Source organism: Nonomuraea sp. NPDC051941, from assembly GCF_044593615.1.
On the sequence record NZ_JBIUCF010000074.1, the window covers coordinates 20,744 to 34,690 of the forward strand.

17 protein-coding genes are annotated in these 13,947 nt (G+C 70.2%); 9 read left to right on the forward strand and 8 right to left on the reverse strand.

The annotated features are described in order from the left end of the window. Positions 1 to 77: 77 nt before the first annotated feature. Positions 78 to 1,313: a helix-turn-helix domain-containing protein gene (locus ACIHFD_RS61950; protein ID WP_397374953.1), complete on the reverse strand. Its 1,236-nt coding sequence runs from the start codon at positions 1,311 to 1,313 to the stop codon at positions 78 to 80. A gap of 179 nt (positions 1,314 to 1,492) precedes the next feature. Between ACIHFD_RS61950 and ACIHFD_RS61955 the strand changes: the two genes are divergently transcribed. Together ACIHFD_RS61955 and ACIHFD_RS61960 are read left to right on the forward strand one after the other, a co-directional pair. After that, complete coding sequence (locus tag ACIHFD_RS61955) at positions 1,493 to 2,707, forward strand: FAD-dependent monooxygenase (protein WP_397374954.1); 1,215 nt, start codon at positions 1,493 to 1,495, stop codon at positions 2,705 to 2,707. A gap of 227 nt (positions 2,708 to 2,934) precedes the next feature. Next, entirely contained in the window at positions 2,935 to 3,564 is a 630-nt protein-coding gene (locus ACIHFD_RS61960) for an isochorismatase family cysteine hydrolase (RefSeq protein WP_397374955.1), read from the forward strand. 358 nt (positions 3,565 to 3,922) lie between these two features. Here ACIHFD_RS61960 and ACIHFD_RS61965 read toward each other — a convergent pair whose 3' ends face one another. Beyond that, positions 3,923 to 4,690 carry a hypothetical protein gene (locus tag ACIHFD_RS61965; RefSeq protein ID WP_397374956.1) on the reverse strand — a complete coding sequence of 256 codons (768 nt, stop codon included), beginning with the start codon at positions 4,688 to 4,690 and terminating at the stop codon, positions 3,923 to 3,925. A gap of 284 nt (positions 4,691 to 4,974) precedes the next feature. Here ACIHFD_RS61965 and ACIHFD_RS61970 point away from each other — a divergent pair, with 284 nt between their 5' ends. Continuing rightward, positions 4,975 to 5,187, forward strand: a complete 213-nt coding sequence (locus ACIHFD_RS61970) for a hypothetical protein (RefSeq protein ID WP_397374957.1) — start codon at positions 4,975 to 4,977, stop codon at positions 5,185 to 5,187. Between the two features lie 169 nt (positions 5,188 to 5,356). Continuing rightward, entirely contained in the window at positions 5,357 to 5,923 is a 567-nt protein-coding gene (locus ACIHFD_RS61975) for a GNAT family N-acetyltransferase (RefSeq protein WP_397374958.1), read from the forward strand. A 90-nt stretch (positions 5,924 to 6,013) separates the two neighbouring features. On the opposite strand, the gene ACIHFD_RS61980 is transcribed toward ACIHFD_RS61975, so the two are convergent. Further along, positions 6,014 to 6,865: a helix-turn-helix transcriptional regulator gene (locus ACIHFD_RS61980; protein ID WP_355212604.1), complete on the reverse strand. Its 852-nt coding sequence runs from the start codon at positions 6,863 to 6,865 to the stop codon at positions 6,014 to 6,016. An 86-nt stretch (positions 6,866 to 6,951) separates the two neighbouring features. On the opposite strand from ACIHFD_RS61980, the gene ACIHFD_RS61985 reads away from it, so the two are divergent. Beyond that, the gene (locus ACIHFD_RS61985) at positions 6,952 to 7,734 is read left to right on the forward strand and encodes an SDR family NAD(P)-dependent oxidoreductase (RefSeq protein ID WP_397374959.1); all 783 of its coding nucleotides are present in this window, start codon (positions 6,952 to 6,954) and stop codon (positions 7,732 to 7,734) included. Positions 7,735 to 7,835: 101 nt separating this feature from the next. Beyond that, positions 7,836 to 8,228 (forward strand): hypothetical protein, encoded by a 393-nt coding sequence (locus tag ACIHFD_RS61990; protein WP_397374960.1) that lies wholly within the window; start codon positions 7,836 to 7,838, stop codon positions 8,226 to 8,228. A 66-nt stretch (positions 8,229 to 8,294) separates the two neighbouring features. Here ACIHFD_RS61990 and ACIHFD_RS61995 read toward each other — a convergent pair whose 3' ends face one another. The 3 genes from ACIHFD_RS61995 to ACIHFD_RS62005 all read right to left on the reverse strand — a co-directional run bounded on the left by ACIHFD_RS61995 (position 8,295) and on the right by ACIHFD_RS62005 (position 9,688). Continuing rightward, positions 8,295 to 8,753, reverse strand: a complete 459-nt coding sequence (locus ACIHFD_RS61995; protein ID WP_363968198.1) for a hypothetical protein — start codon at positions 8,751 to 8,753, stop codon at positions 8,295 to 8,297. A 156-nt stretch (positions 8,754 to 8,909) separates the two neighbouring features. Next, the gene (locus ACIHFD_RS62000) at positions 8,910 to 9,125 is read right to left on the reverse strand and encodes a hypothetical protein (RefSeq protein WP_350742394.1); all 216 of its coding nucleotides are present in this window, start codon (positions 9,123 to 9,125) and stop codon (positions 8,910 to 8,912) included. A gap of 80 nt (positions 9,126 to 9,205) precedes the next feature. After that, on the reverse strand, positions 9,206 to 9,688 hold the full coding sequence (locus tag ACIHFD_RS62005; protein WP_397374961.1) for a hypothetical protein: 483 nt from the start codon (positions 9,686 to 9,688) through the stop codon (positions 9,206 to 9,208). 337 nt (positions 9,689 to 10,025) lie between these two features. On the opposite strand from ACIHFD_RS62005, the gene ACIHFD_RS62010 reads away from it, so the two are divergent. Both ACIHFD_RS62010 and ACIHFD_RS62015 read left to right on the forward strand, forming a co-directional pair. After that, a complete protein-coding gene (locus tag ACIHFD_RS62010) occupies positions 10,026 to 10,385 on the forward strand; it encodes a YciI family protein (protein ID WP_397374962.1) in 360 nt (119 codons plus the stop codon). After that, a complete protein-coding gene (locus tag ACIHFD_RS62015) occupies positions 10,382 to 11,635 on the forward strand; it encodes an RNA polymerase sigma factor (protein WP_397374963.1) in 1,254 nt (417 codons plus the stop codon). The genes ACIHFD_RS62010 and ACIHFD_RS62015 overlap by 4 nt, the downstream gene beginning before the upstream one ends. A 48-nt stretch (positions 11,636 to 11,683) precedes the next feature. Here the strand turns inward: ACIHFD_RS62015 and ACIHFD_RS62020 are convergent, their stop codons facing one another. After that, positions 11,684 to 12,166: a hypothetical protein gene (locus tag ACIHFD_RS62020; RefSeq protein WP_397374964.1), complete on the reverse strand. Its 483-nt coding sequence runs from the start codon at positions 12,164 to 12,166 to the stop codon at positions 11,684 to 11,686. Next, positions 12,163 to 12,654, reverse strand: a complete 492-nt coding sequence (locus ACIHFD_RS62025) for an RNA polymerase sigma factor (protein ID WP_363968208.1) — start codon at positions 12,652 to 12,654, stop codon at positions 12,163 to 12,165. The genes ACIHFD_RS62020 and ACIHFD_RS62025 overlap by 4 nt, the downstream gene beginning before the upstream one ends. Positions 12,655 to 12,745: 91 nt before the next feature. Between ACIHFD_RS62025 and ACIHFD_RS62030 the strand changes: the two genes are divergently transcribed. Continuing rightward, the gene (locus ACIHFD_RS62030; protein ID WP_397374965.1) at positions 12,746 to 13,897 is read left to right on the forward strand and encodes a phytoene desaturase family protein; all 1,152 of its coding nucleotides are present in this window, start codon (positions 12,746 to 12,748) and stop codon (positions 13,895 to 13,897) included. Positions 13,898 to 13,947 lie beyond the last annotated feature (50 nt).

Here is a 13,947-nt window from a genome sequence, read left to right on the forward strand (position 1 = left end):
GCACCTGACTTCGCCTGGAGGCTCTATGAGGGGCCATGACGGCTGGTGGGGGTGCGCTGGAGCGCATATCCCTGCGCTCAGACTCCGGGGAACTGGTTCTCGCCGCCGGCTCGAGCCAGTGACTCGGCGGCGTGGCGCCAGATCTCCGCGGCCAGGTCGAAGTTGGCGCGCTCCTGCGCCTGCTCGGCCAGCGTTCGAAGGCCCCGCATGCCTTCATCCTGCTTGCCGCCCAGCAGCAGGAGCTGGTTGCGCAGCACGTCCAGGCGGATCTGCTCCTGATAGTCCAGGTGGTCGTGCGCGTCGGCGAGTCGGTCGAGCAGGGTGCGGGCTTCGTCGGTGTGCCCGGTGTGGAAGGCCAGGCGTGCGCGTAGCGCGAGCAGTTCCTGTTCGACCGTGGGCGTGCCGGCGAACGGCAGACACGCCTCGACCTCCTCGATACGGCGCCGGGCGGGCTCGGTCTCGGGCGGGGTCAAGTTGAGGTGGAGGCGGGCGGCGACGATTCGCAGCCGCACCCACATGGCCGGGTCGAGGCGGCCTTGGAGTTGCTCCAAGGCGTCGTTGACCAGCTTCAGCGCGACCTGGGGCTCGCCCTGGCGGAGCCGGACGCCGGCCACGGTCCACGCCGCCTCCGCCAGGAGCCTGCCGGCGGGCAAGCTCGCGACCACGGTGAGCAGTTCGTCGGCGTGCTGGCGGGCCTCGGCCATCCGGCCCGCCTCGGCCAGCGAGGACACCAGTGCCAGGAGGGTGTCGGCCACGATGCGTGTCGTCAGGCCCTCGTCGACGGCCAGGCGGTAGGCGCTGATCGCGGTCTCGACCGCGGCCGGAACCTGGCCCGCCCCGCGTTGTGCGCGCGCCAGTCGCGCCCGTGCTCGGGCGCGCAACTCGGGCAGGTCGAGCTGTTCGGCGAGCGCCGCCAACTCGTCCAGGCAGCTGCGCTCCTCGGCGTGCTCCATGTTGTGGCGTCGCCATTCGGCGACTTGCCACAGCGCTTGCCAGCGCAGCAGGGGGTCCTCGCTGCCCGCCGTACGCAGGGCTCGGGCCAGCAGCTCGCCGGCCTCGTCCACGTCGAGTCCGACGGTGGCGGCCAGGCTGCGCGCCAGCGACCAGTCGGGCGGTTCGGCCAGGTCTTCGGGGGCGACGCCGAGCTGGCGGGCCAGGTGAGCCACGGCCTCGTCAGTGGGGGGTCGGGCCCCGGACTCCAGTCGGGAGAGGTATCCGGTGGACATCCCCTCGCCCGCGAGCTCGGCCTGGGTCAGGCCGCGTTCGGTCCTCAGCTGCTTGAGCCGTCGGCCGAAGGCGGGCTGCGTCAGCATCTGTCGTCTCCTTGCCAGGTGAGAGCACGGGCCGACCGGCCCTCTGCCGCAGCTCATGCTAGCCACCCGACACACGCTTGGCAAATCCTTGCCAAGACGGCCAACCACGCCAAGTCGCATGGCAAACAGCATAGGAAATTAGTTGCCAAAGCTCTGGTAATGCCGTTACGGTTCTTGGCATGACGAACTCACGGCGACTCGCCAACCGCACCGTTCTGATCTCCGGCGCCAGCGTGGCCGGCCCCGCCCTGGCCTACTGGCTGCGCCGCTACGGATTCACCCCCACCGTGGTCGAGCTGGCCTCCGAACTGCGCGACGGCGGCTACAAGGTCGACCTGCGCGGCGTGGCCATGCAGGTCGTCGAGCGGATGGGCATGCTGGAGGCCGTACGGCGGGCAAGTACCGCCATCCGCGGCGGCTCGTGGGTCGCCGAGAGCGGCAAGCCACTGGCCAACCTGGGTCCCGACCTCATCGGCATGCGCGCTCCCAGCGACGACGAGGTGATGCGTGGCGACCTCGCCCGGCTCCTCTACGACGCGACACGTGAGAGCTGCGAATACCTGTTCGGCGACACGATCACCGGCCTCCACGAAGGCCCCGACGGCGTCGACGTCACCTTCCGCCACGCCCCGCCACGCCGCTTCGACCTCGTCATCGGCGCCGACGGCCTGCACTCGACCGTACGCCGCCTGGCCTTCGGCCCGCAGGAGCGCTACGTCCACCCCCTCGGGATGCACGCGGCCGTCTTCACCGTCCCCAACCACCTCGGACTCGACCACTGGGAGCTGCTCTATCCGACGCCCGGCAAGGTCGTGAACGTCTACGCCACCAGGCCCGACACCGCGAAGGCGCAGTTCGTCTTCCCGAGCCCCACCGTCCTGCCCGACCGCTTCGACAGGGCCGCGCAGCAGCGCATCTTGACCGAGGCGTTCGCCGGCGTCGGGTGGGAGAGCGACGCGCTGCTGCGAGCCATGCCGCACTCGCCGGACTTCTACTTCACGCCGGTCAGCCAGGTTCGCATGGAGCACTGGTCCGCCGGCCGGATCGCCCTGGTCGGCGACGCCGCCTACAGCCCGTCCCCGCTGTCCGGGCAGGGCACCAGCCTCGCGCTGGTGGGTGCGTACGTACTGGCCGGTGAAATGAGCGCGGCGGCGGGCGACCATCGTGCGGCTTATGCCGGATATCGGGAAGCGATGCGCGAGTACGTGGACGTGAACGTGGCGCTCGGCGCGAGCAACGCCGCGCAGATGGTCGCGGGCAGCCCGCGGCAGATCAAGCTGCAGACCACGATGATGCGGCTGGTCAGCCGCCTGCCTTGGAAGGATCTGGCGATGCGGCCGATCATGAAGCCGCTCAACGAGGCCGCCAACGCGCTTACGCTCGCGGCGTACTGAGCCTCGAACAGCCCGTCACCCATGAGTTCAAGGACGAGGCCGTCCGCATGGTGCTGATGCGGGCGGGACGGACAAAGAGCCTGTCAAGACTTCGACCGCATCGCCGAGCTCGGTCCGGGACCGGGGTACACCACGGGCGTGAGCAGGCACACACCGATGCACAACAGAGTCGCCGCACGAAGCCAGCCGACCGCGGTGAACAACCCTGACACGAAGCCCACTGCGCGATGACCGGCACGTCCTACGAACTCAGCCGGGTCGGGGTCCTCCTGGTCGATCCCTACAACGACTTCTTGTCCGAGGGCGGGAAGATCTGGCCCCGGTTGAAGGAGGTCGCCCAGCGCGTGGGGCTTCTGGACAATCTACGCGCGGTGGTCGCCGCCGCACGGGAGGCCGGGATCCAGGTGTTCGTCGTTCCGCATCGGCAGTGGCAACCCGGGGACTACGACGACTGGAACCACCCCAATCCCACCCAGCGCGGGATCCAGGAACGCCATACCTTCGCAAAAGGCAGCTGGGGCGGCGAATGGCACCCCGATCTCGCCCCCCAGGACGGCGACGTCGTCGTCAAGGAGCATTGGGCGCAGAGCGGCTTCGCCAACACCGATCTCGACCTGATGCTCCGGCAGCACGGCATCACCCACGTCATCATCATCGGCCTGCTCGCCAACACCTGCATCGAGTCGACCGGCAGGTACGCCATGGAGCTCGGATACCACGTAACCCTGGTACGGGACGCGACCGCGGCCTTCACCGCGGAGATGCTGCACGCGGCTCACGAGCTGAACGGGCCGACCTACGCACACGCCATCACGACGACGGCGGACCTCCTCACGACGATTCGGTCCGCTCAGTAAGCGATCAGCGGCAGGCCACGCCTATGGATCCGCCGCCGAGGTTCCGGGCCTGCCGCGCGACCGATCGACCCCGGTCCCGCCTTCGTATCGGGGCAGCCGGCGTCGTCATCCGGCAGTGTGCCGGGGTGGCGGGAACGAACCGGGCAAACCCCGCCCGACTGACTCCGCCGCCACCGTAAGGAACCTTGGAGCTCTACCACGGGAGGCACTCGCCGTCCCGTGCCGCCGATCGCGCTGTACCCCGCGGCGGCAGCGATGTGCTGGTTTTGCGCTGACCTCTAACTTCAGAGCGATCCTTTACGGGGTTGTCTTCCGATGGAGCATCGGCTTCACCATGTAGCGCAGGTCAGGGAAGTGGTCAGAACCACAGGTACAGGCCCCGGCGTGACCGGACCACCGGGTCCAGCCAGGCGAAGAACTCCTCCAACCAGGTGTCGGGCAAGAGTTCTTCCAGGCCGGGCGACCAGCGGGGGTTGCGCTTGAACCGGCTCGGCACCGTACGGCTGAACTCGCGCGCGGCACGCTCCAGCACCACGCGGTGGCCGGCCACCGTCTCTTCGCAGGCCGCCTGCCCGGAGCCCTCCCGGTCCTCTGCGTGGTTGCGTGGGGGCGGGCCGGGAGCAGGTATGAGGGGCGGGGGTGGGAGAGCGGACACGAGATCGCGGGCGCGACGGAAATCGGGCCTGCGGGTCCAGGCGTTCGTACGGCTCTCAGCGGCGCGCGCCGCCGCGACCAGCTCGGCCTGAGCCTGGGCGAGCTCCTGGCTCACCTCCCAGGTGCGCAGCCGGTGGAGGTAGTGGCGGTATTGGCCGGCCATGACGGAGTCGTACCAGTGGCGCCATCGCGCCGACCACACCCGAAGCTCTTCCGGCAGGAGGGTCGACCAGGCGGCCTGCCGCCACTCGGGCGGGAACAAGGGGTTGTGACCGATGACGGCCACCCGATGGCTCGGCCAGGCGCCATCCGCGTCGGTGTCGATGATCAGCAGGGCGCGCAGCCGCTGGTCCACGTCGTTGCGTGCGTATGTGCCCTGCGTTGGGAGGGCTGCGTGCGTGCGGACGAGGTGTTCGAGTGCGGCGAGGTCGGCGTGGTCGCGTACCGCCGCGGGCACCCAGTCCGTTCCCATGACCGGCCATCGTAAGGGGTGCGTTGAGCCCGAGAATCCGCGGCTGCCAGGATCGTCTCCTCTTGTCTACGAGCCGGGGGCGTCCGCGAGGCCCAGGCCATGGGCCGAGCTTCCCGGGATTCGTCCGGTCTCGGTGCTGCTGAGCGATGGCGCTCCTTCCCGGTCGAGCCCGGCGTCCATCGGGCGAGTGAACCGCAATCCGGCCTGACGACTTCACGAATTACCCGCCGTTCTGGGGGTGGACGGGCTGACCCCCGGCGCCGATGCTGGGAGGCAGTACCGTCGTGCTCATCGGCCGACTGGAGAGCCGCATGCAGACCCGTACCTGGACTCGCCGTACCGCCGCCTCGGCGGCCGCCCTGGTTGCCCTGCTGTCGCTGTGCACCACTCCGGCCAGTGCGAACGCCGGGTCGTCCGCGAACACGAACGTGGTCCGCCCGCCGCAGTGCGCCATGGTGCTAGCCGACGGGGAATCGGGCGCCAAGCGCCCGGTGTGAAGCCCGCCATGCCCGCATCCACCGAGGATGACGGCCATGACGTCACTACCCATCACCGCCGTTTGCCCGTGGTCGGCGAGTTGCCTGAGACGGCGGTGGACGGCACAGGCGATCACCACGAGAGCGGCTAACAGCAGGGGCCCTCCGGCGGGCGTGCGAAGGTATCCATATGTCGTATGCGGTCCGGCCCCTGGACGCCGCCACCTGGCCCGCCTTCGCGGAGCTCGTCGAGCGCAACAACGGGATCTTCGGCGGGTGCTGGTGCGTCGGTTTTCATCCGGAGGGCAACCAGAGGGGGGCCGGCCGTCGCGCCGTCAAGGAGGACCGGGTCCGTACGGGTCGCGCTCATGCAGCGCTCGTCCTCGACGAGCACGGCGCCGCGCACGGATGGTGCCAGTACGGCAGCCCCGATGAGCTCCCCGGCATCAAGCACCGGCGCGCGTACGACAAGGAAGCGCCACCCCGCCCGGACTGGCGGATCACCTGCTTCTACGTCGACGGCCGGCATCGCCGCCAGGGCGTCGCACGGATGGCCCTGGAAGGCGCGCTCGACCAGATCGCCCTGGCCGGGGGCGGCCTCGTCGAGGCCATCTCCGAGGTGACCACCGGCCGCGAGGCGCCGGGCCGTTTCCTGTTCAGCGCGACGGTCGAGCTCTTCGAACAGTACGGATTCACCCGCGGCCGGCAGGTCGGGAAGCACGCGTGGATCGTGAGCAGGGTGGTCGATCCGGCGTGAAGCGAGCGGCAGCGGCCTGCTCAATCCGCTATCAATAAGGATCGCGGCCGACCCGAGCCCGCGGGCGCCCAGGCCACCCACCGGGAAATCTCAGGTCGGAACGTCCATGCGTTGCGTGCCGACGACCGCCAGCAGGCGCAGCGCCTGTTCGGACGGCGAACCGGGGACGGCGGTGTAGATCACGACCCGCTGGTCCCGGTCGGTGATGTCGAGAACGTCGCAGTTGACGGTGACCGGGCCGACCAGCGGATGCTGGAAGGTCTTCGTCATCATGGGTGCGCCGGCCACGTCGTGGGAGTCCCACAGACGGGCGAACTCCTCGCTTCCCTCGTGAAGCTCACGCACCAGCTCGGCCACCTCGGGGTCGTCAGGGTAGCGGGCGGCGGTGGCGCGCAGGTGGCTGGCCGAAGAGCGGGCGAACTCATCCGCATCCGACACCCCGTACAACCGCCGTCCCTGAGGGTGCGGTCCGAGGAAGACGCGGCGCACCAGATTGCGGTCGCGCCGCGACAGGGCGGAGAAGTCTTCCATGAGCGCGGCCGCCAGGTCGTTCCAGGCGATGATCTCGTACATCGCGGACGTCACGATCGCGGCGGCCTGCGGCAGCCGCCGCAGCAGGTCGAGGATGCTCTGGCGCACCTCGCGCGAGGGCCCCGGCGCGGGGGCGGGCGGTGCGCCGGCGAGGCGGTGGAGGTGGTCGCGCTCGGCGTCGGACAGGCGGAGGGCCCGGGCCAGCCCGGCCAGCACCTCCTGCGACGGGCGTGGACCGCGGGCCTGCTCCAGCCGGGTGTAGTACTCGGTCGAGATGAAGGCCAGTTGCGCCGCCTCCTCGCGGCGCAACCCGGGCGTACGGCGGCGCGGCCCGGCAGGCAGCCCCACGTCAGCGGGGATGATCCGCTCGCGCCTGCTGCGCAGGAAGGCCGCCAGTTCCTGTCTGTCCATACTCCCAGCTTGCACGAATGTGCGCAGTCCTGGCATGTACCGGTTGTACCTGGATAAGCCCGGCACACTGGCGCAGGCTGACTGCCATGCACAACGCCAACGACACGTCCATGGGGCTGCTGGCAGGTAAGGTCGCCTTCATCACGGGCGCCGGGCGCGGCATCGGCGCCGCCGCGGCCCGGCTGTTCGCCCGGGAGGGCGCCCGGGTGCTGCTCGCGGCCCGTACGGAGGAACAGCTGAAAGCGGTGACCGAGGAGGTACGGGCGGCGGGCGGCATCGCCGGTTACGTGGTGTGCGACCTCGCCGACGCCGCCAGTGTGCGCGCCGCCGTCGATCGCGTCGTGGACCTGTACGGCCGGCTCGACGTCGCCTTCAACAACGGCGCGACCATCACGCCGCCCGGCCCGATCGACCAGGTGAACGAGGCCGACTTCGACCTCCTCTACGCCGTGAACCTCAGGGGCCCGTGGCTGGCCATGACCGCCGAGATCGCCGCCATCCGCGCCACCGCAGGCACGGGAGCCATCGTCAACAACTCCAGCGTCGGCAGCCTGATGGGCAACCCCGAACTGCCCGCCTACGGGGCGATGAAGCGGGCCGTCAACAGCCTCACGGAGTCGGCCGCCATCACCTACGGCCCCGAAGGAATCCGCGTCAACGCCATCGCCCCTGGCAACACGCTGACCGAGATGATCCGTACGTGGGAGGAGCACTCCCCCGGTCTCGTCGAGCGGCTCAAGGCCCGAACCCCGCTGCGCCGCGCGGCCGATCCCGACGAGATCGCCCAGGCCGCCGCCTGGCTGCTCAGCGACCGCGCCTCCTTCGTGACCGGCACCGTCCTCCGGGTGGACGGCGGCGCACGCGCCTGACCTGCGACGCCCCGTCTTTAAAGGTGGGATCTCGGCGCGTTGCTCACGTTTTCGGGGCAACAGGCCGCCTCTTGGCGGTTTGATCGATAAGGTGTTCGACCATGGGCGTCCTGGTCGACTACTTCACGGCGGACTCTGACGAGTCGGCTCGTCGGGCTCTGTCGAGCGGACCGGCGTACGCGAAGCTGCCGTACGTCGACTGCAAGGGCTGGATCGACGAACTCTCCGACCTGGCGGCCGAGCTCAGCGGGCGCGACACCAGCGAGTTCGGCGACAGCGAGGTCGTCGTGGATGACAGTGAGGTGTCAGGCGTGGACCGGGTGATGCCGGAGACGGTCGCCGTACTGGCCGCCACGGAAGATGCGCGGTTGCGTGAGTATGCCGAGGACGAGCTGCTCGACGACCATGAGATCGAACGCATCACCGCCTTGCGGGACCTGGCCCGCGAGGCGGTGCGGCTCAACCACGGCATGTATCGCTGGCTGTGCGTCTGAACGCCTCGAACAGCTCTTCGTCGTCAGGATGAAGGCCTGGTCCGAGGTCAGCAAGGAGCGCACGGCTCAGGCCAGGGCCGAGATCTCGATCCGCGTGTGGTCGGTGGGGGCCACCAGGCAGGCGAGCACGGCGTTCCCCCGCTCCAGGCGCTCCCCCATGGACGAGGTGAGCCGGGCCGCGCGCTCGATCTCGTAAGGCTCTCCGGCCTGAGGGGTCACGCGGAGCCGCAACATCCAGATGTAGCGTCCGTTGAGCTTGTTGGACGTCTCCTCGGCCCCCAGGACCGTCGCGTTGCACGGCAGCGCCGCCGCGCGCTCCTCGGGCGTGAAGGTCCGCAGCGAGGCGGATTCCAGGCTCGCGAACGACAGGAAGCCCATGGTGAGCACGCCCGCGGCCAGGAAGAGGCACGCCGCGCTGACGTACGCCCCGGCCCGGGTGTGCGGCTTCCGCCTCAACACGAGGAACAGCACCACGCCCACGATCAGTGCGATGACGGCGAATGCCCCGAAGACGATCGATGCCATCTTTCTTCCTCATGCTGATGGCCGGCGCCTGGTGGGCCGGCCTTGTCCGTTGCGATGCCGGTAGTTGATCAGGTGTCGCTTGCAAGGCGGCTGCAGGCCGGCTGATCGCGTGGTGGTGACGGACAGGTCCGGGGGCCGGCCACGGCCCGCGGACGATCAGGCGCTGGCCGCGGCCCGCCAGCGTCGCAAGATGTCCTCGTCGTCGCGGTCACCGTGCCAGGAGGCTTCCTCGTCGATCGCGTGCGGCAACCAGTCGTGGTAGTCCGGGGCGTCGGGCGTGATGTCCCTGGTGCCGTCGATGCGGGTGCCGTCGGGGAGCACGGTGGAGGTCGGGACGCGAAGGACGCCGCCGGCCAGCATGATCGCGGTCATGTGCTTCATCCCCTCCGTCCCATCTGCCACGGTTCTCTGCCCAGCATAGCGGCCCGGTGCGCCATCGGCAGGGGTGCCGCTCAGCGGATCCCGTACCGTCCCGCGAACCAGGCATAAGCCTGCCGGGCCGCGTCTTCATCGCCGAACAGCTCGATGAGCCGCCGGGCCCGCCGGACCAGAACGCAGGCGAAGGCTTCGGCGTACAGCTCGGTGACCGCCGCCCGGTAAGGCGGGGCGAGGCGTCCGGCGCTCGCGGCGTGCAGGGCTGTCCAGAACGGGGTCTGGGACGGCATGCCATCCATGTCGTCGGCCGCGTGCCCCAGCTCATGGCCTGCCACGCTCGCCGACGGCGACGGCACGCTGCCCACCCCGATCATGCGCCGCCTCGGGTCGTAAACGCCGGCGCTGCGCTCCCACTCGCCCTGCTGAACGGGCAGCGGGATGCCCCGCAAATGCTCGAAGCCCGGTAAGTCCGGCACGGCCCCGGGTCCCACGACGATCCCGCCGCCCAGATGAGCGGCCAGCCGGGTGCCCAAGGCGCGCGGCACCGCGGACAACGTCATGATCGCCAGCAGGGTTTCGGCAGGAGGGAACGTGCCCGGACCCCATGCCCTGTGGACGCGATCTTCGAGCGCGCCGACATGAAGCCAGCCCGGCCGTCCTCTGCTCTGGCTGGCCACCCACGTCCTCTGGTCGTCGCTCCGGCAACTGCCGACGTGCTTGGCGCATGAGATGACAGGCGCGACAACACAGTCGTTGATCGCGAACTTTAGCGTCCGGCGGGGCGCGCCGCACACCCACCCGGCACGGCCATCACCACGGAGGTGGGTTGTCGAATCCGGGCAGGCCGTTCGACATAAGGGTGTAAGCCAGTAACAAGCACCTGGAAGGACAGCCACCATGGCTCAGTACGCGATCCTCATCCACACGAAGGCCCACATCGACGAGGCCGAGGTCGTTCCCGGAGCGCGGGAGGCCCACGAGCGCCACTTCGAGGACCTGGTGAACTCCGGCGCGCTGGTCGCGGCATTCGCGCTACAGCCGGCCGACACAGCCACCTCGATCCGCGGCGACGTGGTGACGGACGGCCCGTTCGTCGACGCCAAGGAGGTCATCGCCGGGTTCGCCATCATCGAGGCGCCCGACCTGGATGCCGCTCTGAAGATCGCTCGGGCCAATCCCGCCACCCAGCAGGGCGGCGGTGTCGAGGTGCGGCCCATCGAAGGCGGCTTCATCGCGGATCGGCCCGCCACGGCATGACGTCCCCGGCGGACGTCGAATCGGCGGTCGCGGACGCGTACCGTCGCGGATGGGCCCTGGTGCTCGCCGCGACGGCGGGCGTCGCGCGCAACCTGGACCTGGCCGAGGAGTGCGTGCAGGAGGCATACGCCGCGGCCCTGGCGAGCTGGGCCCGCGACGGGATCCCGGACACGCCGCAGGCGTGGCTCACCACCGCGGCCAAACGCCGCGCGATGGACGCGGTGCGGCGCGAGCAGACGTTCCGCTCGAAGCTCCCGCTGCTGGTGGAGCCCGAGGAGGCGGAGGACGAGCCGGCCGCCGTCGAGCCGGAGGACGTGGTGCCGGACGAGCGGTTGCGGCTGATCTTCATGTGCTGCCACCCGGCGTTGGCGCAGGAGGCGCAGCTGGCACTCACGCTGCGACTGGTGTGCGGGGTGACGACCGCCGATGTCGCCCGGGCGCTTCTGGTGTCGGAGCCGACGATGGCCGCCCGGATGACCCGGGCGAAGAAGAAGATCTCGGCCGCGCGGATCCCCTTCCGGCTGCCGGAACGCGCTGAGCTGCCGGATCGGCTGCGCGCGGTGCTCGGCGTGATCCATCTGCTGTTCACCGCCGGGCATACCGCGCCGTCCGGCGCATCGCTGGTGCGTACGGACCTGGTGGACCAGTCGGTGCGGCTGGCCAGGACGCTGCGGGAGCTGATGCCCGACGAGCGGGAGGTGCGGGGGCTGCTCGCGCTGCTGCTGGTCACCGATGCCCGGCGCGCCACCCGGGTCGATGCCGAGGGGCGCTTGCTGCGTCTGGAGGACCAGGATCGATCGCTCTGGGACCGTTCGGCGATGTCCGAGGCGCACGGCCTGATCGTGGACGGGCTGCGCGGCGGGCGACCGGGCCGCTATGTCCTGCAGGCCGCGATCGCCTCCCTCTACGCCGAGGCGCCGTCCTACGACCAGACGGACTGGCCGCAGATCGTGACCCTGTACGACGAACTGCTGACGGTGTGGCCGTCACCGGTGGTGGCGTTGAACCGCACGGTGGCGGTGGCCATGGTCTCCGGGCCGGCGCGGGCGCTGGAAGAGGTAGCGGAGCTGGAGAAGGACGACCGGATCGCGAGATACCGGTACCTACCGGCGATCAAGGCGGACCTGCTGCATCGGCTGGGCCGCCGGGAGGAGGCCTCGATCGCCTACCGCCAGGCGCTGGAGTTGACCGGAAACGAGGCCGAGCGCGAGTTCCTGACCGAGCGCCTCGCCGGTCCGCATCAGGCATAGGTACCGTGCCCTCCAGGACGTGACCGTCCTGGAGGGATATCCCGGGACTCAGCGCCCATAGTGGGCAGCGAGACTTTCGATGGTGTGGAGCTCCTGGTCGATTTTCGCGAGGGTGGCCCGGCGGTGGTGCGACTCGCTTCGGCCGGGTTCCGGGGTCTGCCCGCGCCGGTGTTCAAGATGCGCCAGCAGGGTCTCGCTGCCCAGGCGGCGGGCGGCGAAGGCGATGACGACTGTGGCGGACTGCATCAGGCACCAGCCCGGCCGGAGCCTGGCGTCCATCGCGTCCTCGCGGCCGGCGCTGTCCTGCACCAGCAGGCGCAGGAACTCGCCGCGCCGCTCGATGACGCGCACGTGGGCGACGCCGGGCTCGTAGCGGGGGGTGGCGTGTTCCAGGTCCGCGACGACCTGCCACACAGCCTCGAAGGGGGCGGCGATGCGGCGCTGCCCGACAACGGCGCCGGGCAAGGCGGCCGCGAGAATGGCCAGGCGGTCGATCGGGTCGATATCGGGGTGCGCCACAGGATCGTTCACGATTCCCACACCTCCCGGAACGCGGCCCTGGCCCGATGCAGCCGGGATTTCACGGTTCCTATCGGGATCCCCAACGTGTCGGCGATCTCTTGTTCGCTGAGGCCTTCTTGCGTACGCAACATCAGCACGGCGCGCTGGGAGACAGGCAGGCGCGCCAGGGCATCATCGATGTCCACCAGCCCTTCCTGAGAGGAGACGTGGCCGGCCATGAGCGTTTCCTCCGCGGCGACCTCCAGGTCATGCCGGTGGGCGAGCCGGATCGCCGTCCGGACCGTGACCGACCGGACCCAGGTCATGATCGCCTCAGGGGCGCGCAGCGACGGCAGGCCCCGGAAGACCGCCAGCAGGGCCTCCTGCGTGGCATCGTCGGCCGCCGCAGGGGCGATCCGAGCGCACAATCGGCGGACGTACGGGGCCAGCTCGTCGAGAAGCCGGTCCAACGCGAGCGCGTCCCCCTGCTGAGCGGCGGCGACGTTCTCGGGGTCCACGCCAGGAAGATTACAAGAACATCAGCCGGAACCTTTCACGGGTTCCCCGCCACTTTCCAGCCAGGAGGACATCACGCAGAAGGGCTATCTTGTGAAACCAGATCTGCACATCGTCGGCGCCGGCCTGACCGGGCTCACCGCCGCCATCGAGGCGGCCGAACGCGGCTGGCGGGTGACCGTCGCCGAGGCAAATCCCCGGCCGGGTGGGCGAGCACGCACGCTGGCGGCTCCTTACCGGGCCAATCTCGGTACCCACGCGATCTACGTGGACGGGCCATGGTGGGCGTGGCTGGAGCGCCGCGGCCTCACCCCGCCCATCGTGGAGGCGCCGCGCCATGCCACCCTCGTCCGGGCCGGAGGCCGGCTCGGACCGTGGCCGGCCGAACTCAGCCAGGTCATCGCCGCGCTACCCACCGAGGCGCCCGTAGAGGAATCGTTGCGCGCATGGCTGCTCCGGCACGTCGACGCCAGGACGGCTGAGGCCATCGTCGGAGTGGTCTTCATCTTCACCTTCGACCACGACCCCGGGCGGCTTTCGGCCGCGTTCGCCCACCAGCGCCTGCGCCGGGCGATGGCCGGCGGCGTCCGGTACGTGACCGGCGGGTGGTCCACCCTGGTCGATCTTCTGGCCGAGCGGGCAGCCGGCCTCGGCGCGCAGATACGCACCCGGACACGGGTGCCTGCCCTGCCCGCGGGCCCGACGATCCTGGCCACCAGCCTCGCCACGGCGCGCCAATTGACCGGCGACCGATCGCTCACCTGGCCCGGCGCCCGCGTGACGACAGTCGACCTGGGCCTGCGGGCCGACAGCGGCCCAGACTGGTTCCGGGTGATGGACCTCGATGCCCGGATCTACGCCGCCCGCTACGGCCTCGCCGACCCCACCTTGGCCCCGCCCGGACACGAACTCATCCAGATCTCCGCCGCATGCGCCCCAGGCGAGCGGAAAGCCGACGCCGAACGCCGCGTTCAGCATCTTCTCGACGAATCCTGGCCCGGCTGGCGCGCGGCGCTGCAGTGGTACCGCAGCGCCCTGCGCACGGACTGCACCGGAGCCATCGACCTGCCCGGGACGACATGGCACGACCGCCCGGCCGTCAGCCGCGGTGACTCCCTCGCCGTGGCCACAGACCAATCAGCCGCGCCGGGACTGCTGGCCGAGGTCGGAATCAGCGCTGCGCAACTCGCCCTCCAGCAGCTCGGCGAAACCCCCATGCTCGCTGAGGCCCACATGCGGGTCTGATTCTCGCCACGATCAAGGTCGGTCCCGGTACCGGACAACACTCGGGGGCT

Bases quoted from the DNA above. Each gene is read 5' to 3' on its own strand.
- ACIHFD_RS62005 (WP_397374961.1), bottom strand. From the start codon at position 9,688: ATGACGTTGTCCGCGGTGCCGCGCGCCTTGGGCACCCGGCTGGCCGCT.
- ACIHFD_RS61995 (WP_363968198.1), bottom strand. From the start codon at position 8,753: ATGGCATCGATCGTCTTCGGGGCATTCGCCGTCATCGCACTGATCGTG.
- ACIHFD_RS61975 (WP_397374958.1), top strand. From the start codon at position 5,357: ATGTCGTATGCGGTCCGGCCCCTGGACGCCGCCACCTGGCCCGCCTTC.
- ACIHFD_RS61955 (WP_397374954.1), top strand. From the start codon at position 1,493: ATGACGAACTCACGGCGACTCGCCAACCGCACCGTTCTGATCTCCGGC.
- ACIHFD_RS61980 (WP_355212604.1), bottom strand. From the start codon at position 6,865: ATGGACAGACAGGAACTGGCGGCCTTCCTGCGCAGCAGGCGCGAGCGG.
- ACIHFD_RS61985 (WP_397374959.1), top strand. From the start codon at position 6,952: ATGCACAACGCCAACGACACGTCCATGGGGCTGCTGGCAGGTAAGGTC.
- ACIHFD_RS61990 (WP_397374960.1), top strand. From the start codon at position 7,836: ATGGGCGTCCTGGTCGACTACTTCACGGCGGACTCTGACGAGTCGGCT.
- ACIHFD_RS61950 (WP_397374953.1), bottom strand. From the start codon at position 1,313: ATGCTGACGCAGCCCGCCTTCGGCCGACGGCTCAAGCAGCTGAGGACC.
- ACIHFD_RS62015 (WP_397374963.1), top strand. From the start codon at position 10,382: ATGACGTCCCCGGCGGACGTCGAATCGGCGGTCGCGGACGCGTACCGT.
- ACIHFD_RS62010 (WP_397374962.1), top strand. From the start codon at position 10,026: ATGGCTCAGTACGCGATCCTCATCCACACGAAGGCCCACATCGACGAG.
- ACIHFD_RS61960 (WP_397374955.1), top strand. From the start codon at position 2,935: ATGACCGGCACGTCCTACGAACTCAGCCGGGTCGGGGTCCTCCTGGTC.
- ACIHFD_RS61965 (WP_397374956.1), bottom strand. From the start codon at position 4,690: ATGGGAACGGACTGGGTGCCCGCGGCGGTACGCGACCACGCCGACCTC.
- ACIHFD_RS62000 (WP_350742394.1), bottom strand. From the start codon at position 9,125: ATGACCGCGATCATGCTGGCCGGCGGCGTCCTTCGCGTCCCGACCTCC.